The sequence below is a fragment of the Clostridium sp. CM037 genome (genome assembly GCF_055081095.1).
This window is the reverse complement of record NZ_CM143650.1, coordinates 3,573,117-3,592,273: the sequence shown is the minus strand read 5'-3', so window position 1 is coordinate 3,592,273 and position 19,157 is coordinate 3,573,117. Positions and strand designations below refer to the sequence as shown.

Here is a 19,157-nt window from a genome sequence, read left to right as displayed (position 1 = left end):
TAAAAAAGTTGATTGAATTTTGGAATTCTGAACAGAAGAATAATTGAATAGATAATTATTTACAAGATATTAAATGAAGGGATGTTTTAATATTTAGTAAATTAGCGGTATAATAAATAAAAAAGAAAACATTTTAAGTTAGGGGCGGTATATATGAATTTAAAAGGTAAAGTAGCTATAGTTACAGGAGCATCTAGAGGAATTGGGAAAGGTATTGCTATAGAGCTAGCTAAGGCTGGGGCTTGCGTTGTTATAAATTATAAAAGCAATGATGAAGCAGCTGAAAAAACCTTGCAAGAAATTAGAGAGCTAGGAGCTTATGCCTTGAAAATCAAAGGTGATGTAAGTAATTATGAATTTTCAAAGGGTATGATAAAAACTACTGTTGAAAAATTAGGTAAAATAGATATTTTGATAAATAATGCAGGAATCTCAAAGGTCGGGCTGTTTATGGATGCTATGCCAGAAGAATGGGACAATATTTTAAATGTAAATCTTAAAGGAACAATTAATTGTTCGCACAGTGCTGTTAAAGAGATGATAAAACAGAAAAGTGGAAGCATAATAAATATATCTTCAATGTGGGGTAATGTAGGTGCCTCTTGTGAAGTGATTTACTCAGCATCTAAGGGTGCGATTAACTCTTTTACAAAGGCACTAGCTAAGGAACTTGCACCATCTAATATTAGGGTTAATGCAATAGCTCCAGGGGTTATAGATACAGAAATGAATGGTTGGCTAACTGATGGCGAACGCAAATCTTTAACTAATGAAATACCTATGATGAAATTTGGAGAGGTGCGAGATGTTGGCATGCTTGTAACCTTTTTAGCTAGTGAAAATTCAAAATATATTACTGGACAGGTGATAACAATAGATGGAGGAATGCAATAATAATATTATTAATAATTTATTAATAATTTCTTAAGCAATCTCTAATATTAGAATCTAATTATATGTTATAATTAGATTAATATTTAATAAATAAATCTTATGAAATGAAAGAAGGCTAGGATTATCATGGAATATACAAAGGGCAGAAATATAATTTCAAAGTTATTTAAATCAGTTTTATCAATTGGTACATTTATTGTTTTATTAATAACATTACCTTATATAGCTATCTTTGTTATTAAAGCCTTATTTGCAATTGTAGTTTTTGGAGCTTTAGTATGGTATAGTTTTAAACTAATAAAGGGTACTAAAAATTTCATCTACAAATTAAGTACAAAGAAAAATTTTGCTGCAAAAGCTGATATGTTTAGTAGTGATAAAAATACTTCAGATTCGATTGATATTAATTATGATGATAGTGTTATTGTTGATGTTGATTATGAAGAGATACTATAAGGTACATTCTAATGAAGTTAAACCCAATATATAAATGATCTTTTAAAAACCAGTCTATATTTTAGATTGGTTTTTGTTTTCTAGATACTATAAGAAATAAATTTATGAAAATGAGATCTACAATTGTAATTAAGTAGAATATTTTTTGGGAAATAGCAAAACATATAAATAGCAATATAAATAAAGGAGATGTTTTTATGCCTAAAGATAGCCAACCTGACAATAAATTTTCTAGATTAGTTAAGAGTAATTATGATACTCCTATAACTAGAGAATCTGCAAAAAATCAAAATGCTACAACAAAAAAACAGTCTGCTGACAGAAAATAAAAAGAGCAGAGCATATAAACTTTTGTCTATATGCTCTGCTACTTTTATTTTATAGGAAATTGTAGAATTATAAATAATTTAATTAACGTATCTGCAAATTTTATAAATTTGAAGCAAATAAAAGATTATTAACATAATTTATTGCATTATCTTATTATTATGTTAGAATTTATATATATGTTATTGTTTTAAGATTCTAAATAATTAGAGTTACTTTTGTATTTGAAAATCTGTGCTTGTTTATACTTTGAAGTTTAAAGCTGCAGCATGCCTGTAGCTTTTTATATTTTAAATGAAAAGATTCGATTATTAGTAAGAGTTGCCGGAAAGATTTGGATACTTTTGTACTATTTAAGAAGGAGTGAATATATTGAGTTTTAATGTTTATAATACTATGACTAGAAAAAAAGATGAGTTTGTACCTTATAAAGAAGGTAAGGTGGGAATGTATACTTGTGGACCTACAGTGTACAACTATGCACATATAGGCAATTTAAGGACATATATTTTTGAAGATGTACTTAAAAAATCCTTAGAGTATTTTAATTATAAAGTTAAACATGTAATGAATGTAACTGACGTAGGGCACCTTCAATCGGATGGGGATGAAGGGGAAGATAAAATGGCATTAGGTGCAAGCCGTGAGCATAAAACAGTATGGGAAATTGCTAAGTTTTATGAAGATGCTTTTTTTGAAGATTGTAAAAAACTTAATATAAAAAGACCTACTATTGTATGTAGAGCTACAGATCATATACAGGATATGATAGATTTTATAAAAAAACTTGAAGAAAAAGGATACACTTATGTTTCTAATGGAAATGTGTATTTTGAAATTGATAAATTTGAAGACTATACTAAGCTTGCAAACCTTAGTATAGATGAACTGAAAGCAGGAAGTAGAATAGAAATAGATCCTAATAAGAAAAACCCACTTGATTTTGTACTATGGTTTACAAACTCTAAGTTTTCTAATCAAATTATGCAGTGGGAGTCACCATGGGGCAAGGGGTTTCCAGGTTGGCATTTAGAATGCTCGGCAATGTCTGTTAAATATATTGGTGAATGTTTAGATATTCACTGTGGTGGAGTGGATCATATTGCGATACATCACACTAATGAAGTAGCTCAATCTGAAGGAGTATTAGGACATAAATGGGTAAAATACTGGATGCATGGAGAGTTTTTAGTGCTAGATAGTGGTAAAATGTCAAAATCTACTGGGAATTTTTTAACTGTAGCAAGACTTGAAGAAGAAGGATATAGTCCTCTTGATTATAGATATTTCTGTCTTCAATCTAAATATAGAAAACAGTTAGTGTTTAGTTTCGACAGTTTAAATGACGCTAGGAATGGCTACAAAAAACTTAAAGAGAGAATTGCTACTGTTTTAAACTCTATAAATCAAAATGATGTAACGAGTGGTGAGAAAACTAACGCATACAAAGAAAAATTCTCATCATATATCAGTGATGATTTAAATATAGCAAATGCTTTCACTGTACTTTTTGATGTTTTAAAAGATGGTGAACTTAATAATAAGGAAAAAGCTATACTTATAGAAGATTTTGATAAAATATTCTCATTAGATCTTATGACAATTGAAAAGGAAGATACAAATGTAGATGAAGAGCTTATAAATAAGCTTATAATTGAAAGAACTGACGCAAGAGAGAGTAAAAACTGGGCAAGAGCAGATGAGATAAGAAATGAATTTATAGCTATGAATATCGAACTTTTTGATACTAAGGAAGGAACGACTTGGAAAGTTAAATAAGTATGAATTAATAAGGCATCTATGGGCAATAATCATAGATGCCTTGTTTTATCTAAACTAAATAGGATGGACCGAGTAGGAATTATTCTATTTTACTTCTTTTTGAAGCCGCCTGGATTTTTTCATCGCTGCCAAGTCGTTTTGGTAATCTAGCATCATCATTTTTCTTAATCATAATTTGCTCTTGGGTAGTGTAATTGTAGTTTTTTGAATCTTTTCTTGCCATGGATATTGCCACCTTTCTAAAGTTTAATGAAATATTAGTTTCTCCAATATTCAGAGTATAATGCATCTAAATTATAACTAAATTTCCAATGTTTTTACAAAATAATAGAAATTAAATTAATAATGTGATAAAATTTTAAAAAAGGAAGTGATAAGAAAATTTAGTTTATAATATTATGTATAGCTTAAGGCAGAAAGTAATATATTTTAAATAAAACAATTAAAATCTGAGGTGATAAATATGGATAGATCAGCTTTGAAAGCTTCAATAGTAATTGCAGTTATTGGTATGATTTTAATATCAGTTATATATTTTAGACCGGTGAGCATTGAAAGAAACTATGGTGGATATATGTATGATGAGAATAGTGAATTTAACAAATCAACTGAAATTAAGCTTGTTGGAGAATTAAAAAAGAAATTATCTTTGAATTATGAATTTACTGGAAGTGTAGAAGTAGATGGTATTAAAGAGAAGGTTATTCTAAAGAGAATATGGGCGAAGAACAATGTTTTTAAGACTACGGGATATAGCACTTTTATAGAAGCTAAAAATAGTAAAACAGGGCAATATGAAGTGACTGGAACGCTTAATACATCAAAGAACTTCAATGAAATACTTATAAGAGTAGCTGAAGTAGATAACAAATATAATGGTAAATTTGATATTTGTGGGCCAAGTAGTACTGTGAAAGAGGCAAAAGGTATAATAACAAATATGGGAAAAAATAATTAACGTGTATTGGAGGAGTTGTATTGTCTAAAGAATTAATTTTAAAATTAAAGCCATACTTAAGTGAAAAAATATGGGGATGGGAGAAATGGGTACTTTCATGTCATGAAGAGGGAAATTCTACGGTGCAAGAAGGAATTTATGAAGGACGAGAATTGTCTGAAATTTTAGGATGTGGTAGTGATTTTCCTATACTAAATAAAATTATAAAAGCAGAAGATACCTTATCAGTACAAGTACATCCAAATGATGATTATGCTAAAAGGGTTGAAAATGCTAATGGAAAAACAGAATGTTGGTATATATTGGAAGCTGAAGAGGGGGCGACCTTAGTATCAGGAATAAAGAAAGGTTTAAATAAAGAAAAGCTAAGGCAAATTATAAAAGAAGGTAAACTAGAAGATTATTTAGAACGAATCAATATAAGCAGGGGAGATTTCATCTACATACCAGCGGGTACGGTACATGCTATAGAATCTGGTGTAAAGCTTATTGAGGTGCAACAAAATAGCAACATTACTTATAGACTTCATGACTGGGGACGAGGCAGAGAAGTGCATATTGAAAAATCCTTAGATGTTATAGATTATGATGGTAAGAATAAAGGTGGAAAAATTGATAATTTTAATAAATTAGAGACACCTTATTTTAAAGTGGAAAAAATTATTGTCAATAACAATTATATAGACATAGTTAATGATAGCTTCCATAGCTACACTGTAATATGTGGCGAGGGAGTAATAAAAGTGAGTAATGAGCAAATGAAATTAAAAGAAGAAGAAACAGTTTATATATCAAAAGGAATAGAGTATACACTTGAAGGTAATATGGAATTAATTAAATCTAGTGTGTAGAGGATTAATGACATTTAAAAGGAAGGTCTTAAACTTCTACAAGTGAGGGTTCCGTGTTATAACAAAAATAAAACTTCAGTGGGAGTGAAAATCTCCTTCCGAAGTCGTTAATATTGTAGCTTCGCGGAAGATAGTTAATGCTAGGCGAGATATGGAGGAGCGTTTAAAAATGAAAAGGATGAAGTTTTTAAAAAAAACAATGATATTGGGTACAGTGATTTTTGTGTTTTTGGCAGCTGGATGCACTAATAAGGAAAAAGATAATGTCGATAGTAAACCTAAAGCAACAAAAGAGGTAGAACCTACTCCAGTAGTTAAAAAACAAACAGAAAAAGGAGCTAATGACAAAAATCCAATGGTTACTATAGTAATGGAAGATGGCTCGACTATTAAGGTAGAATTATATCCAGAAATTGCACCGAATACAGTTAGAAATTTTGTTTCTTTAGTCCAAAGTGGTTATTATAATGGATTAATTTTTCATAGGGTAATACCAGGTTTTATGATACAAGGAGGAGACCCAGAAGGAACGGGCACGGGTGGCCCCGGGTATACAATAAGCGGCGAGTTTAGTAATAATAGTTTCGACAACCCTTTAAAACATGAAAGAGGAGTAGTATCTATGGCTAGAAGTGCTGATAAAGACTCAGCTGGTTCACAGTTTTTTATAATGATTAAGGAAAGTAGCAACTTAGATGGTGATTATGCTGCTTTTGGTAAGGTTACAGAAGGTATGGAAACAGTGGATAAAATAGTAGCTGTTGAGACTGGTAGTAATGATAAACCTAAAAAAGATCAAAAGATGAAAAAAGTTACTGTGGACACGTTTGGAGTAAAGTATGGTGAAGTTGAGAAGGTAAAATAAAATTATAAGAAATGCCCCTAGTGAGTTAAGTTCACTAGGGGCATCTTTTATATGTTTCGTGATTTTAAATTACATTAATACGAGGATTTTGTCTGTTTTTCATAATTATCTGTACATTTAGACTGGTTTTTAAAAATTCTTACAAATCTAATAGAGAATATATCACACATTACCATATCATTTGAACCACTTTCTTGAATGACAATAAAACTAATACCAACTTCTTTTAATATGCCTTCGCGATCAACCCACATACCAGTTCCAATTAAAAATTCTACTTTTATATATTTACCTATTTGGGTAGATAACCAACCTTGATTATAAAGTGGATTATCTACTATGGGTGAGACAGGTGGGATTTCACGGTGCTGGTTATTATCAGGGGTTGGCATCGCAGGTCTTTCTCTTGTATTATCATCTGTACCAAATTTTGGAATAGGTGCCATTGGGGGTTCAGAAAACACAGGAACACTGTCCCACATTGGAATTTGATTAAAATTGTTAGGTGGTGCTATAAACATAAAATATCCTCCTTAAAAATTATATTAAATCATTATCTAAAGGTATTGTTAATAATGCTTTTTAATTAAGTAGTAAAATACTTCGCTGTGGGATTGTAAAAGCAATGTAGACCTACACTGACTTGATAGATACCACTACCATTGAAAGGGAATTCATCTGGACATGGTGCATAGGGATTAAAATACCATAAGGACTCACCTGTTGTATATAATCTATTGCCAGCTAAAGCCCAATCAGCAATATCATAATGTATCTGCTCTGGTCGACTTGCCCAAATGGTTTGTGGGTTAATCACGCCACGAATTTCAGATCTTGCACAATCAAATTGTCCTTCCTGAAATATAATCCTTCTTAAATCACCTTGACCTATCCTAAGATATTCACCATCTGCTACGTGCACTCTGTTCATAACTACAGAGGCGACAGCTTTCATCCCATTTTCGCCTTCTCCACCAGCCTCACATTGTAGTATTCTAGCCAATAACTCCCTAGCACTGAAAGCCATAAATAGTCATCTCCTTAATTCGCTCTACAGTGTTATTATATTCAGGGAGTTAATAATGGTACTTAAAAAAACAAAGAAATTTTTTATTTACAAGGAAATTGTAAGATTTATTGGGTATTTAATAAATTGTGAGAGATAGCTATATAACATTAAAGAAACTCTAATAAAAATCCTATTGTCATATTCTTAGTAACATTTAACATGAATATATGGTAAATCAATGGGAAGTTTGATATAATTACCTTGTATTTGTGTTCTCTTTTGTTAAGCTATTATTATTTGTGGTAAAACAATAATAGCAAATGCATTTTATATTTTGTATATACTTTCGCGTAAAGGATATTAGATACCCAATATACCTATATTTATATATATATTATTATTGGATAAGGTATGACTATAAAAAGAAAATATCACTTAAAATTTTATATTTATACATATGTTATTAGATGAATAAGTTATGAAACATTTATACAAGAGGTGAATTATGCTAAATAGTGGAGATATATTAGACAAAAAATATGTAGTAATTAAAATTTTAGGCAAGGGTGGAATGGGCACCGTTTATTTATGCGAAAATATAATTCATGGTAATTTTTGGGCTATAAAAGAAGTAATAAAAAATACAAAAAATATAGATATTTTAACAGAGGCTAACATTTTAAAAAATCTAAGCCATCCAGGTATTCGGAGAATAGTTGATATATTTTATGAAAATAACAATCTATATATGGTTCAAGATTACGTAGAGGGTCAAACACTAAAGGAGTATGTTAAGGTAAATGGTAGAATACAGACAGAAAAAACTTGCCGGATTACATCTGATTTATGTGATATTATAGGATATTTACATAATCAAAATCCAGCTATTATATATAGAGATATAAAACCATCGAACATAATTATAACAATAAGTGAAAAAGTTGTTTTGATTGATTTTGGTATTTCGAAAATTTATAAGGGTGACAAGTCACAAGACACAGTGTGTGCATGTTCTAATGGATATGCGGCTCCAGAGCAATACGGCTTAGGGAAATGTTGTACGCAAACAGATATATATGGCATCGGAATGTTAGTATACTTTATGGTGAAAGGGAAGACCCCTTTCACAGGTATAGAGCCTCTTTTGGACGAAAATTATGGGCCCGATATTAATGGAAAATTAAAAATAATAATACAGAAGTGCGTTAAGATTGATATTAAGGATAGATATATTTCGGTTAAAGCTCTAAAAAAAGAAATTTTAGAAGTATTAAAAAAAGATAAATATGAAAAAATAGCGGGTTTGAGTGACTATAATATTAGCACAAATGTGGGGACTAAAAAAACTAAAACAAAAATCACAAATAAAGGTAAGCTAACAATAATTAAAAATGGGTTTTTCTGTTGTCTAGTTGTAACTCTAGCAAGCATTTATATTTTTCATGGGAATAAAAAAGAAAGTACAGTTATGAACACTGTAGATAGGACCGAAATAGTGAGCCCCGTAGTAGGTTCATCAAGTATAGAGAAAGATGCTATTAAGGAGGCTATAAAGAAGTCTGTTAAGACACCTATTATAAGTCCTGTAAAGGTAGCAACTAGTTATATTACACAAGATAGCTCAATAAAAGAAAAAACGCCGCAATTATCTAAAGCAAAGGATAAAGAAAAACGAAAAAACAAACAAACGAGCATAGTAAAAAAGATTAAATAAATGAGATGTTTAGAAATGGATGTAGATGTATTGAGCTGGACAGGTAATAATAATTTAAATTAATTTGGACTGTTAATAAGGGTTAATTTATATTAATCGTTCCAATTGCCTAATATAGTGCTATAATATGGTTAGGAAATAATAATATGAGAATTAATGATGATTTTACAACATAAGATATAGGGGGAGTAACAATGAGAAGAAGAATATTACCTTTACTTATAGCTATTGGATTAGTTATGTCAGTAAGTAAGCCGATGTTCGCAGTGTCACTAACGCAGCAGTTAGATAATCAAAAGAGGCAGCTGCTAGAACAACAGGGTTCATATAGTTTGTCACAAAAGAATTCTGACCAATTAGAGATATCTATCGAAATGTTAGATTTAGATATTGGGAACATGAACGCGGGAATTGATAAAGCAAAAAATGAGATATATAGTACTGAGAAAAAAATAGAGAAGACTACAAAAGATATAGTAGTTGCTGAGAACAATATAAAGGGCGAGGAATCTGTATTTAATGAAAGAATGAGAGCAATGTATATGAACGGAGCAGATAGTTATTTAGAGATACTACTTGATTCTGAAGGAGTCGAAGACCTTATCTCAAGAGTTGAAAATGTTAAAAAAATTGTAGAATATGATAACAAAATTATTAAAGAATTAAATGAGAAAAAGAAAATTATTGAGGATAGAAAAAAAGCTCTTAATGATAACAAAGAAAAAGTTCTAGCGTTAAAAGCTAATAATGAGCTTAAATTGGACGAGCTTAGTGCAAAGAAAAAAGAACAAGGACTACTAGTAGCAGAAGCAAATAAACAGGAAGAATTGAATAAAAATGAAATGATAAAAATACAGGCTTCAGTAGACAGTACTACGAATCAAATAAAAGATGAAGCAGATCAAAAACGTAAATATGATATGGCAATAGCTGCTAAAAAAACTCAAGAAAATACCCCATCAAGAGGGCAAGTAAGTACCGCAGTGAAAAATGAAACAAATGATGAAAAAGAAATAGTAGAAGAGGTAAGTAAACCAAAACCAACTTTACCAAAACCAACTTTACCAGTTGGTTCAAATGAAGTAATAGAGTATGCTAAAACTTTCCTGGGAACACCATATGTGTGGGGAGCAACGGGTCCAAATTCATTTGATTGTTCAGGGTTTACTCAATATGTATATGCACATTTTGGAGTTACTACAGGACGGTCCACATATGATCAGATAACTCACGGATCATATGTGTCTAGAGAGAATTTACAACCAGGAGATTTGGTATTCTTTGGATCAGGAAGTCCTCACCATGTTGGTATTTATGTAGGAAATAATTCATACATACATGCACCAAGCACAGGGGATGTAGTTAAAATATCACAATTAACGAGAAGTGATTATATGTCTGCAAGAAGAGTTAGATAGTAACATGTAAAATAACATAAAATGATTCACAAAAATAATATAAATAGGTTTGATTGATGATTTTTAAAACACCGTGGTTAATTTTAACCACGGTGTTTTAAAATCATTTTTCTCTATAATCAGCAAGAAGTAAGTCGACCATTGCACCATAGCTTTTTGTTCCAGATTGTTGATTTTGAGATTTAAGATAAGTGTCGTTAATTTTATCTTCTATTTTCTCTATAGGACCAGAGTACATTTCCCAAAAAGATTGGTTGTACTTCAAGTCATTAATTACACCTGTGCTACAAGTTGAAATCAATTCTTTATATTTTTGAGAATCACTTTTTTGTAATGCATTTAATGAATAAGATAATGCTGCAAGTGTTCCAGAGTATTGAAAATCTATATACGGATGATTTATACAAGCTATATATGCAATATAGTTTGCTTCATCTTCTTTAGCAAAGCCTCTTTGATGGGCCATTTCGTGAACAGTGGTAAATGGAAGGAATGAATCAGGTTCTGCCATATTAATATTTGCTTCGTTAGTAAAAGGAAAATAAAAACCTGTAATTCCTGTATAGCACATTGGACTTGAAAGTAATATACCCTTAGGTATTCCATAGTTACCTTTTAATGCATCATATTGAAGTGAAGCTTTATCATATCCTAATTGAGCAGTTTTTAGGATATACTTTTTATTATAAGAAAGTTCCATTACACCATATTGGTTTTCGTTTGTTTTTTTTCTTAGAGAACTTGAACTATTTATAAGATGCATGCAAAGTGAAGCAAGTTCATTTGAAGATGACGAGCGGACATTTAACTGAAATATTTTATTGAGTGTAAGTCTTTGATAATTAAATCCCCATAAAAACTGGAATGAAAAATATATTAATCCGGATGCAGCAAGTATATTTAAAACAAAGTGTTTTAAAATACCTAATCTTTTATTTTCATATTTGTATAAGTCAAAAGTTGTTTTTAAAATATACAATAACGCGAAAGTTACAAAGAAAATAATTGTAAGTTCTGCAAGAGAAAATGGTAAGAAGCGAGTAATTGCACTTAAAATATTAGCAATTATTTTATAAAAAAATGATGAATAGTATTTTTCTATAAGAGTTGGAAACATTCTAGATATTTGAGTTAGGAGAATACCTAAGGGGAAAAGCAAGATTAAAAATGATTTCTTCTTACAGGGAAAAAACTTCAAACTAAGCACCTTCTTTATATAAATTGAATGTAAATATAATTAATTATACAAAAATCTCCAAGTGAAATGTTTACTTGGAGATTTTTTATATTATTTTTTTTGCTGTAATAAGTCTCTAATTTCACTTAATAGCACTTCTTCATTTGAAATTTTGGGAGCGACAATTTTTTCGATTTCTTTCTTTTTAACAGAGTGTATAGCTTTTATAAATATAAAAAGTGAAAAAGCAATTATTAAAAAGTCTATGATGGATTGAATAAATAAACCATATTTAATTGACAATGCTACTCCACCGGCTATAGATGATGGTATATCATATTGTAAACTACTAAAATTAATTCCACCCATTAATATGCCAAGGAAGGGCATTATAATTTCATTCACTAAAGAGGTAACTATTTTAGAAAATGCCGCACCTATAACAACAGCTATTGCTAAATCTAATACACTCCCTTTAAGAGCAAATTTCTTAAATTCTTTCAACATATGTGGAACACTTCCTTTCAAAGCATATATTAAGTTTAAAAGTATTTATATTATATCATATATTATTTATATTAAAAAAAAAATTTGAAAAATATGATTGTTAAAGTCATTTGCATGTGACTTAGCTGAAGAAATACTAAATAATTATTTAGTTACGCTTGTTGTTTTTGCTCTTCTACTCCTAATCTCCACCACAATAAAAATAACTAAAGGTATTATAACTTCAAAAACAAAGGAATAATATGGCCATATATTCAAAGTCCAGGATAACATTTCCATGGTACTCTCGTAAACAAAAAAAGAGAAGTTAAACATTAGAAGAGCTATAGGTGTTGCAATAAATTTGTAATCATCAAACCCAAAAACCTTGGAAATTCCATTGCAAACTGCAAAGAGACATATAATTACTTTAACAAAGACACATACTAAGAATTCAATAGCTACTGTCATTTCAAGTCTTTCAAGTAAATTACCTAGGCGAATAAGGCTTATTACCATGGGAGAAGGGAAATATAATCTTGATAAGGTTTCATTACCTAATACTAAAATATTTCTTAATGTTACTAAAAATATAAGCCCTCCACCCACTAGTAAGCCTACCATAAATGTTTTTTTATAATTTTTAACTTTAGATATATTAGAAAATACCATTGTAAAAATTACGGTTTCACCAAATGGATAAGTAAAACTTGAGAAAGCACCTCTTAAAAGTGGAGCGGAACCGCTACTTAGTATTGGCTTTAATTTGCTTATATTCATTTGTGAAATTGAAAATATAGAGACAGTAAAAAATATTAGAATTACAACCCAAATGAAGAACTCAGACCATCTTCCTAAGACTTCAATACCTTCTTTTAAACTCCATATAAGAAGTATAGTAAAAAAAATCATAGGTACTACCACTGGTGTATCAGGTAACGCTGAGATATTAGTAAATTCTGATAAACTTCTAAGAACTAAGGATCCATCATGAAAGGCAAACCATATCATTAGTATACTTATTGTTTTTCCTATAAACTTCCCCATAACGATTTGAAGTATATCAAATAAATCTTTCCCAGGATATAAAGATAAAATTTTAGAAAACATAAGTAACAATATAATAGACCATAAAATAGCAATAATTATTGCTATCCACGCATCTTGTTTTGCAGCGCCTCCAGATCCGTTTAGAAAAGTAGTTCCAATTATAAAAAGTATTATAAGTATTGTAGCTTGTCTTTCAGAAATAACTTCATTTTTCATTTATGCCTCCCATACTATTTACTGTAATGATAAACAGTAAATAAAACTAATTTGTTTTACCAAATATTGAAACTACAATATCTTTTATTTGATTCGATGGACTTGGTAACTGTACTCCTAAGGTTAGAAGAGTGCTAATTATCATTGAAAATATAATAAGAGAAAAATAAAGTGCTATTTTACCAATATTTTTTTCTTTTAATAATACGACAGTTTCAAAAAATATTACTATGATATAAAAAATTATTACAAGTAAAAACATTTATAAATTCTCCTTTGATTATTTTCCTATTGGAATAGGGTTTGTTGTTGTCCCACTACCCTTTATTTTCAGGTGCACGTTAACTTCAGTCTTTAGACTTATCAAAATATCTTCTCCATTATTTTTGTAAGTCTCACTTACTTTTGGTTTTTCTTTTTTGAAAATCTCTCCAAAACCTAAAACGTCGCTATGGTAATTTTTCTGTAATTTACTAATTATAGATTGTATATTACCTTCTATTTTTTTTTCTGCTTCACTCTTAAGTATTTTTAAATTTCCCTCTTGAATAAAATCTTTAGTTCCTCCAACCTCAGATATAGTTACAACTGGGTATATATCAATTATAAGCGATGATACTCCATTGTTATAAATGGGGGTTAATTTAGTTTTATTTTCATGTATTTCTAAGGTGATGCTGGTGCCAGAACCTGAAACATCTTTCAAAGTAATTAACCCTTGTTCTATTTTGTTCTGAATCATAAGCATGTATAGGGTTTCGTCCCCATCTATATATCCTACAAGCTTATCTGACTTAAAAATAGCAGAGCCATTTAAAATAGGGACTATAGTTCCAGCATTAAGATCACTTTTAACTGTAGCTATTGCTTCAGACTTACCTTCTGAAGACATTGCATCGACAAATGACCATAACATTGAATTGGGAAATTTAGAGAGTGTTTCCCATGAAGTCATGGCATCATTAAGATGAAACGAAGTTACGTTATTAAGATTAACCTTAGGTTTTAAAATTTCTGCAGCACTATCACCCTTTGCTATTAGAATCCACATATCTGATCTAAGCCTGGAGTCTCTATAGGCCCAATCAATTACCGGAATTACCCCTTCATTTGCGACTGGCTCACTTATTATTAGCACCTTTTCATCACTCCAAAAAAGTTTTAAACCAGTTTTTTCTATCATATTTCTCACCGCATTAAATATACTGTCACCTTCGGAACTATAAAGCTCAGAACCAATGGTTGAGGAACCACCTTGACGTTGCGTAGTTATAACTTCTGTTGTAACAATATATTTATTTGTTGATATATCCTTATCTATAGCAACGCCAGCTACTATTGCTAATGTGTCTATTTCGCTATAGTCCCAGCACCCGCATAATATAATAGGACATATAGCTATAATAAAAATTATTATTACAATTTTTTTTTTCATTTGGAGTCTCTCTTTCTTAATTTTTTTTGACGCTTTTTATTTTTTGTAAACAGCTTCGGTCTTAAATACATATCCCACCAGGGAGCTCTAATTACAGTATCCTTTATATCCTGAATAGAAAAAGAAGGGATGTTAGTCATATAAGGTATACCAAAGGAACGAATAGACATCATATGAAGAACTAAACCCATTACGCCAAAAATATAACCATATAAACCTAGGAAGGAAGATAATAATAAAAAAATTATTCGTATCTCTACTATTCCTACCACTTGAGGTAGCATAATGCTTGAAATTCCAGTTAGTGCAGTAACTATTACTATAGGGGCACTGACTAGTCTTGCGTTAACAGCAGCATCACCAAGAACTAAGGCACCTACTATACTAATTGCTCCGCCAATATGTTTAGGCATTCTAAGACCTGCTTCTTTAAGTATCTCAAATACAATCATCATGCCCATGGCTTCTACAATTGAAGGAAAAGGTAATCCTTGTCTCGCAGAATATATACTTAGAAGGAGTGGAGTTGGAATAAGTTCTTGATGGAAGGTAACAAGTGCTACATATATAGCTGAAGTACTAGTGCTAATAAAAAAACATAACCATCGAAGAAATCTGACAAAGGAGGAATATAAAAAATTGTTATAATAGTCTTCATTGCTCTGAAAAACCTCAACAAAGATAGTTGGAAGAGTTAGAACAACGGGAGTTCCATCGCAGAGAACTGCAAACCTTCCTTCTAGAAGTTTACCTGCAACCACATCAGGTCTTTCTGTATTAAAAATAGTCCTAAAGGGAGAATAAGGGGCATCTTTAATTAATTCCTCTATGTAACCAGAATCTAAAATACCATCAATATCAATATTATTAAGCCGCGTCATTAGCTCTTTATGTATAGGTTCCATTGCTATACCTTTAATATAACATACACATATTTGAGTTTTAGTTTGTTCACCAATTCTCATGAATTCGAATTTTAAGTTAGAATTAATAAGTTTCCGCCTAATAAGTGTAAGATTTAAATTCATTGATTCGGTAAAGCCTTCCCGAGGACCCCTAACTATAGTTTCTGATTGAGGTTCTGAAATTGCCCTTTTTTCCCAGCCTATAGTACCAATAGAAACTACTTCAGCCAAACCATCTATGAAAAGCATAGTTTTTCCGTATATAATTTCATTAATGATATTATCAACAATAGATGTTTTTTTGTTGTCTGCAGTTAAAAGTATTTTTTGCATTAAAATATCCATAATGTTACTATCATTAATATCAGATAAATCACCTAACAAAAGTGGCTTTATAATATCTTCATTAATTGTTTTCAGATTTGCCATTCCATCAATATAAACAAGCGTACACTTAGTGCTAGTAGGTTTGCCAATTGATAGATCTCTATATACGACTGTTGTGTCATTAATAAAAATGCTTTTTATCATATTAATATTTTCATCTAATGATTTTACTAGGTTTATATTTGAAAAGTCATTTGCATTCATAAATTAAACATCCTTTGTATTATAATAATTAACTACATATAGATATTTTAGCCAATTTGTAAATGATTTAATCACATACATTTTGCTCAACATCCTAAAATACTCTCTCCATATCTGAACTTCTTTGGTAAAAATATAAAAAAAGGACGGTTAATAACTAATTACATTCAATTAGTTATTAACCGTCCCCATATTTTCTTGTTTTATTTGAAATATTCGCGAACGAAATCAGGTACATATGCGTCTTCAATATTTAAATAAGTAATATCATTACCATTTTTCATATATAGACCTAAAACATACTGCCCTTTATTATTTTGTGAGTAGTTTTTTAAGCAGGTTTCAAGCTTATTTTTATCAGTGATTTTAAGTGTTTTTACATTTTTGTTTTCTTCCAAAGGAGTAATTCCACCGTTAAGGTTACTAGGATTTCTTTTTTCTATAATAGCATAGTCTATATCTTCAGGCATTATTCTAGCCTTAGAATAGTATCCATTTTGTTTTAACCAATTTTCAAATTCTTTATAGGATTTTTTCCAAGATAAATTTATTCTTTCATCATTTGATAATAATATATCAATATTCGCCCATGAATCTCTTGAATCTATGATGCTTTCATAAGTTTCATTTAAAGCCTCTTTTTTCAAAATATCTGTTGCTTCTTTAATTTTTGTTTGGTTTGCTATTGTTATCCCATTATTTTCATATCTTGAGTTAATTGAAATTTTATCAATGGATTTATAATCGGTATTTAAAATACTATTATGAAATTCTTTATATTCCTTTGATTCATATATAGGTTTTAGATATATTCCATACTCATCTTGTGGAATATTATATTGTCTTTTTATTTGCTTTCCATTTTTCAAGTTATATAGAATATCAAATTGCTTATTTGTATTTGAAGCGTACTTTAAAGTTTTTTTATCATCTATAAGCTTACTATGCAATTTCACAATGTTATTAAGAGTTTGTATTTCATGATAAGCAGATATTGGGTTGTCCTTTATATCAGTTGAATAATAGAACCCATTATCTATAACAATGCTGTCGATATTTTCTATAGTAGGAATTCGTTTTTCATATCCGATAATATCAGAATTAATAACAAGTGCTAGTAGGGCGATAATACCTGCGTACATGAAATACCCCTTTATATTTCTAAAAATTCTTAGGGATTTAGTTATTATAATTTCTGCAATAATATATCCAATTACAGAGCCTATAACATATCCGAGTATAATAAAGCGTATATCATAGCCTCCGCTTTTAAAATACGTTCCACCTACTAGCATACAGCAGAAGGTTATGCCATATTTAAATACAGGTTGTAGATGTTTAAAAGCAACAACATTAGATGCAGCTTCTAAATTTCTTTTATGGTATGCGAATCTAGCTACAAGGTAAAGAATAATACATAAAATTATATATATAAATATTTCCATTGAAGTCATTGGTGTATTAGTTAAAAATCTTGTAATTGGAGAAAAAAATTCTATGCTATTATTTATAAGATAGTTACTGGCAATACCATAAATAAAGAAGTCAAGATTATAACTAATTAAGGCAGTTAATCCAAGAGGTAAAAATAAAAATATATACGTAAGTATTCCCTGTGCAGTTGAAAGTCCTGTGAACATACCAACTAAAACACTTGAAAGAAAAATAACAATATTAAATAAAATTGTTAGTCCAGCCCAGAACATAACATTTTTAACCGTAAAGTGAATATTAGCAGTGTTCAAATTTAAAGATTCTTTAAGTAATAATGCAGAAAGTGCAGCGACAATTACTGGTACTAAAAGAAGTAGTATTCCTATAAATATATGGTTATCATATAACTTCACCCTTTTTATAGGAAGAGCGTGAATCATATCTACAGAATTTTTGTTTTGTATGTATCTAAATAATAGTATAGCAGTTAAAACCGGTATAACTGCAGTGGACATCAATAGTATGTTATTATTAAAAATATCTTTAATTGATGAAGAATACTCTGGATGAGCTGTGTTACTAGAGTTCATCATTAATATTTTAAAAGGTACTTCAAATAATAAAAATATTGTGTAACATATGCCTATCCAGCCAAAGCGTTTTATATCATTTACGAGTACCCCTTTATTAAAGCATGATGTTTTCAATTTCATAGTTAACGGCCCCCATTTCATATATAAATATTTCTTCTAAGGTAAGAGTAAGAACATCCATAATCACAGGATTAAATTTATTAAAGTAATTAATAACATCAGACTTATTTCCTCTAACAATTAGAAGAAGCACTATTCCTCTTTCTTCCTTGTGGAGTATATTAGCACCGCTAAGAAGTTCTTTTGGTACTTTATCCTTAAAGGCAATTTGTATTTTATGCACATCAGATTTTAACGCATCTAAATCTTTTTCTACTATGAGAGTTCCTTTATGAAGAATTCCTATATGGTCACAGATATCTTCTAATTCCCTTAAATTGTGGGAAGAAATAATAATAGTCATTTCTTTGTCTGCAACATCTTGGATTATTAAGTTTTTGACCTTTTGTCTCATAACTGGATCTAAGCCGTCAAGGGGCTCATCTAAAATCATAACCTTAGGTATAGTTGATAGTGCAAGCCAAAAGGCAACCTGTCTTTGCATACCTTTAGATAAACTATTTATTTTTTTATTTACATCCATATCAAATACTTTTATTAGATTTTCAAATCTTTCATTGTTCCATTTAGGATAAATATTTTTATAATAGTTAGCCATATTATCTATTGTATATTGGGAAAAGAAATAAAGGGAATCTGGTATAAATATAGTTTCTGATTTGGTTAATACATTCTCAAATACATTTTCACCAGCTATTTGAACTATTCCCGTGTCCTGTTTATAGATACCTGCTAAAAGCTTTAAAAGAGTTGTTTTTCCGGCACCGTTTGAACCTACAAGGCCGTAAATAGAGCCTTTATTAACATTAAGGTTTACATTTTGTAATGCTTCTAAATCAGCAAAGGATTTAGAAATATTTTTTACTGAAATCATAT

20 protein-coding genes are annotated in these 19,157 nt (G+C 30.0%); 9 read left to right on the top strand and 11 right to left on the bottom strand.

The genetic code is table 11. From position 1 onward, the window contains the following. Positions 1 to 153 precede the first annotated feature (153 nt). The 4 genes from ymfI (at position 154) to cysS (ending at position 3,456) form a co-directional block, all read left to right on the top strand. Positions 154 to 894 carry an elongation factor P 5-aminopentanone reductase gene (gene ymfI / locus ACWJKP_RS17165; RefSeq protein ID WP_165413033.1) on the top strand — a complete coding sequence of 247 codons (741 nt, stop codon included), beginning with the start codon at positions 154 to 156 and terminating at the stop codon, positions 892 to 894. 126 nt (positions 895 to 1,020) lie between these two features. Next, entirely contained in the window at positions 1,021 to 1,350 is a 330-nt protein-coding gene (locus ACWJKP_RS17160; protein ID WP_165413032.1) for a hypothetical protein, read from the top strand. A gap of 197 nt (positions 1,351 to 1,547) precedes the next feature. Continuing rightward, a complete protein-coding gene (locus ACWJKP_RS17155; protein ID WP_411955877.1) occupies positions 1,548 to 1,679 on the top strand; it encodes a hypothetical protein in 132 nt (43 codons plus the stop codon). A 370-nt stretch (positions 1,680 to 2,049) separates the two neighbouring features. After that, entirely contained in the window at positions 2,050 to 3,456 is a 1,407-nt protein-coding gene (gene cysS / locus ACWJKP_RS17150; RefSeq protein ID WP_165413031.1) for a cysteine--tRNA ligase, read from the top strand. Between the two features lie 82 nt (positions 3,457 to 3,538). Here the strand turns inward: cysS and ACWJKP_RS17145 are convergent, their stop codons facing one another. Then, positions 3,539 to 3,682 (bottom strand): hypothetical protein, encoded by a 144-nt coding sequence (locus ACWJKP_RS17145; protein ID WP_165413030.1) that lies wholly within the window; start codon positions 3,680 to 3,682, stop codon positions 3,539 to 3,541. 240 nt (positions 3,683 to 3,922) lie between these two features. Here ACWJKP_RS17145 and ACWJKP_RS17140 point away from each other — a divergent pair, with 240 nt between their 5' ends. The 3 genes from ACWJKP_RS17140 (at position 3,923) to ACWJKP_RS17130 (ending at position 6,133) form a co-directional block, all read left to right on the top strand. Beyond that, positions 3,923 to 4,417: a hypothetical protein gene (locus tag ACWJKP_RS17140; RefSeq protein WP_165413029.1), complete on the top strand. Its 495-nt coding sequence runs from the start codon at positions 3,923 to 3,925 to the stop codon at positions 4,415 to 4,417. A 20-nt stretch (positions 4,418 to 4,437) separates the two neighbouring features. Beyond that, complete coding sequence (locus tag ACWJKP_RS17135) at positions 4,438 to 5,268, top strand: type I phosphomannose isomerase catalytic subunit (RefSeq protein WP_224578776.1); 831 nt, start codon at positions 4,438 to 4,440, stop codon at positions 5,266 to 5,268. A 169-nt stretch (positions 5,269 to 5,437) separates the two neighbouring features. Next, positions 5,438 to 6,133, top strand: coding sequence for a peptidylprolyl isomerase (locus tag ACWJKP_RS17130; protein ID WP_165413028.1), 696 nt, complete (start codon positions 5,438 to 5,440; stop codon positions 6,131 to 6,133). A gap of 74 nt (positions 6,134 to 6,207) precedes the next feature. Here the strand turns inward: ACWJKP_RS17130 and ACWJKP_RS17125 are convergent, their stop codons facing one another. Together ACWJKP_RS17125 and ACWJKP_RS17120 are read right to left on the bottom strand one after the other, a co-directional pair. Further along, on the bottom strand, positions 6,208 to 6,654 hold the full coding sequence (locus ACWJKP_RS17125) for a hypothetical protein (RefSeq protein WP_165413027.1): 447 nt from the start codon (positions 6,652 to 6,654) through the stop codon (positions 6,208 to 6,210). Positions 6,655 to 6,719: 65 nt separating this feature from the next. Beyond that, on the bottom strand, positions 6,720 to 7,160 hold the full coding sequence (locus ACWJKP_RS17120) for a cell wall hydrolase (protein WP_165413026.1): 441 nt from the start codon (positions 7,158 to 7,160) through the stop codon (positions 6,720 to 6,722). A gap of 487 nt (positions 7,161 to 7,647) precedes the next feature. Here ACWJKP_RS17120 and ACWJKP_RS17115 point away from each other — a divergent pair, with 487 nt between their 5' ends. Then, positions 7,648 to 8,856, top strand: coding sequence for a serine/threonine-protein kinase (locus ACWJKP_RS17115; protein ID WP_165413025.1), 1,209 nt, complete (start codon positions 7,648 to 7,650; stop codon positions 8,854 to 8,856). A 194-nt stretch (positions 8,857 to 9,050) separates the two neighbouring features. Then, on the top strand, positions 9,051 to 10,274 hold the full coding sequence (locus tag ACWJKP_RS17110; protein WP_165413024.1) for a C40 family peptidase: 1,224 nt from the start codon (positions 9,051 to 9,053) through the stop codon (positions 10,272 to 10,274). 103 nt (positions 10,275 to 10,377) lie between these two features. Here the strand turns inward: ACWJKP_RS17110 and ACWJKP_RS17105 are convergent, their stop codons facing one another. The 8 genes from ACWJKP_RS17105 to ACWJKP_RS17070 form a co-directional block, all read right to left on the bottom strand. Continuing rightward, a complete protein-coding gene (locus ACWJKP_RS17105) occupies positions 10,378 to 11,472 on the bottom strand; it encodes a DUF3810 domain-containing protein (protein WP_165413023.1) in 1,095 nt (364 codons plus the stop codon). A 90-nt stretch (positions 11,473 to 11,562) separates the two neighbouring features. Continuing rightward, positions 11,563 to 11,958: a large-conductance mechanosensitive channel protein MscL gene (mscL, locus tag ACWJKP_RS17100; protein WP_165413022.1), complete on the bottom strand. Its 396-nt coding sequence runs from the start codon at positions 11,956 to 11,958 to the stop codon at positions 11,563 to 11,565. Between the two features lie 144 nt (positions 11,959 to 12,102). Beyond that, on the bottom strand, positions 12,103 to 13,203 hold the full coding sequence (locus ACWJKP_RS17095) for a GerAB/ArcD/ProY family transporter (RefSeq protein ID WP_165413021.1): 1,101 nt from the start codon (positions 13,201 to 13,203) through the stop codon (positions 12,103 to 12,105). A gap of 46 nt (positions 13,204 to 13,249) precedes the next feature. Further along, on the bottom strand, positions 13,250 to 13,465 hold the full coding sequence (locus tag ACWJKP_RS17090; protein ID WP_165413020.1) for a hypothetical protein: 216 nt from the start codon (positions 13,463 to 13,465) through the stop codon (positions 13,250 to 13,252). 18 nt (positions 13,466 to 13,483) lie between these two features. Next, positions 13,484 to 14,638 carry a Ger(x)C family spore germination protein gene (locus tag ACWJKP_RS17085; RefSeq protein ID WP_165413019.1) on the bottom strand — a complete coding sequence of 385 codons (1,155 nt, stop codon included), beginning with the start codon at positions 14,636 to 14,638 and terminating at the stop codon, positions 13,484 to 13,486. Then, positions 14,635 to 16,134 (bottom strand): spore germination protein, encoded by a 1,500-nt coding sequence (locus ACWJKP_RS17080; RefSeq protein ID WP_165413018.1) that lies wholly within the window; start codon positions 16,132 to 16,134, stop codon positions 14,635 to 14,637. Before ACWJKP_RS17080 ends, ACWJKP_RS17085 begins: the two co-directional genes overlap by 4 nt. 203 nt (positions 16,135 to 16,337) lie before the next feature. After that, positions 16,338 to 18,281, bottom strand: coding sequence for a DUF6449 domain-containing protein (locus ACWJKP_RS17075; RefSeq protein ID WP_165413017.1), 1,944 nt, complete (start codon positions 18,279 to 18,281; stop codon positions 16,338 to 16,340). After that, a complete protein-coding gene (locus ACWJKP_RS17070; protein ID WP_165413016.1) occupies positions 18,256 to 19,155 on the bottom strand; it encodes an ABC transporter ATP-binding protein in 900 nt (299 codons plus the stop codon). Before ACWJKP_RS17070 ends, ACWJKP_RS17075 begins: the two co-directional genes overlap by 26 nt. Positions 19,156 to 19,157 lie beyond the last annotated feature (2 nt).

What these genes read in the sequence shown, in the direction of transcription:
- ACWJKP_RS17080 (WP_165413018.1), bottom strand. Translation starts at nt 16,134, where the DNA reads ATGAATGCAAATGACTTTTCAAATATAAACCTAGTAAAATCATTAGAT.
- ACWJKP_RS17120 (WP_165413026.1), bottom strand. Translation starts at nt 7,160, where the DNA reads ATGGCTTTCAGTGCTAGGGAGTTATTGGCTAGAATACTACAATGTGAG.
- ACWJKP_RS17115 (WP_165413025.1), top strand. Translation starts at nt 7,648, where the DNA reads ATGCTAAATAGTGGAGATATATTAGACAAAAAATATGTAGTAATTAAA.
- ACWJKP_RS17085 (WP_165413019.1), bottom strand. Translation starts at nt 14,638, where the DNA reads ATGAAAAAAAAAATTGTAATAATAATTTTTATTATAGCTATATGTCCT.
- ACWJKP_RS17140 (WP_165413029.1), top strand. Translation starts at nt 3,923, where the DNA reads ATGGATAGATCAGCTTTGAAAGCTTCAATAGTAATTGCAGTTATTGGT.
- ACWJKP_RS17090 (WP_165413020.1), bottom strand. Translation starts at nt 13,465, where the DNA reads ATGTTTTTACTTGTAATAATTTTTTATATCATAGTAATATTTTTTGAA.
- ACWJKP_RS17125 (WP_165413027.1), bottom strand. Translation starts at nt 6,654, where the DNA reads ATGTTTATAGCACCACCTAACAATTTTAATCAAATTCCAATGTGGGAC.
- ACWJKP_RS17160 (WP_165413032.1), top strand. Translation starts at nt 1,021, where the DNA reads ATGGAATATACAAAGGGCAGAAATATAATTTCAAAGTTATTTAAATCA.
- ACWJKP_RS17145 (WP_165413030.1), bottom strand. Translation starts at nt 3,682, where the DNA reads ATGGCAAGAAAAGATTCAAAAAACTACAATTACACTACCCAAGAGCAA.
- ACWJKP_RS17155 (WP_411955877.1), top strand. Translation starts at nt 1,548, where the DNA reads ATGCCTAAAGATAGCCAACCTGACAATAAATTTTCTAGATTAGTTAAG.
- mscL (WP_165413022.1), bottom strand. Translation starts at nt 11,958, where the DNA reads ATGTTGAAAGAATTTAAGAAATTTGCTCTTAAAGGGAGTGTATTAGAT.
- ymfI (WP_165413033.1), top strand. Translation starts at nt 154, where the DNA reads ATGAATTTAAAAGGTAAAGTAGCTATAGTTACAGGAGCATCTAGAGGA.
- ACWJKP_RS17130 (WP_165413028.1), top strand. Translation starts at nt 5,438, where the DNA reads ATGAAAAGGATGAAGTTTTTAAAAAAAACAATGATATTGGGTACAGTG.
- ACWJKP_RS17110 (WP_165413024.1), top strand. Translation starts at nt 9,051, where the DNA reads ATGAGAAGAAGAATATTACCTTTACTTATAGCTATTGGATTAGTTATG.
- ACWJKP_RS17075 (WP_165413017.1), bottom strand. Translation starts at nt 18,281, where the DNA reads ATGAAATTGAAAACATCATGCTTTAATAAAGGGGTACTCGTAAATGAT.
- ACWJKP_RS17095 (WP_165413021.1), bottom strand. Translation starts at nt 13,203, where the DNA reads ATGAAAAATGAAGTTATTTCTGAAAGACAAGCTACAATACTTATAATA.
- ACWJKP_RS17070 (WP_165413016.1), bottom strand. Translation starts at nt 19,155, where the DNA reads ATGATTTCAGTAAAAAATATTTCTAAATCCTTTGCTGATTTAGAAGCA.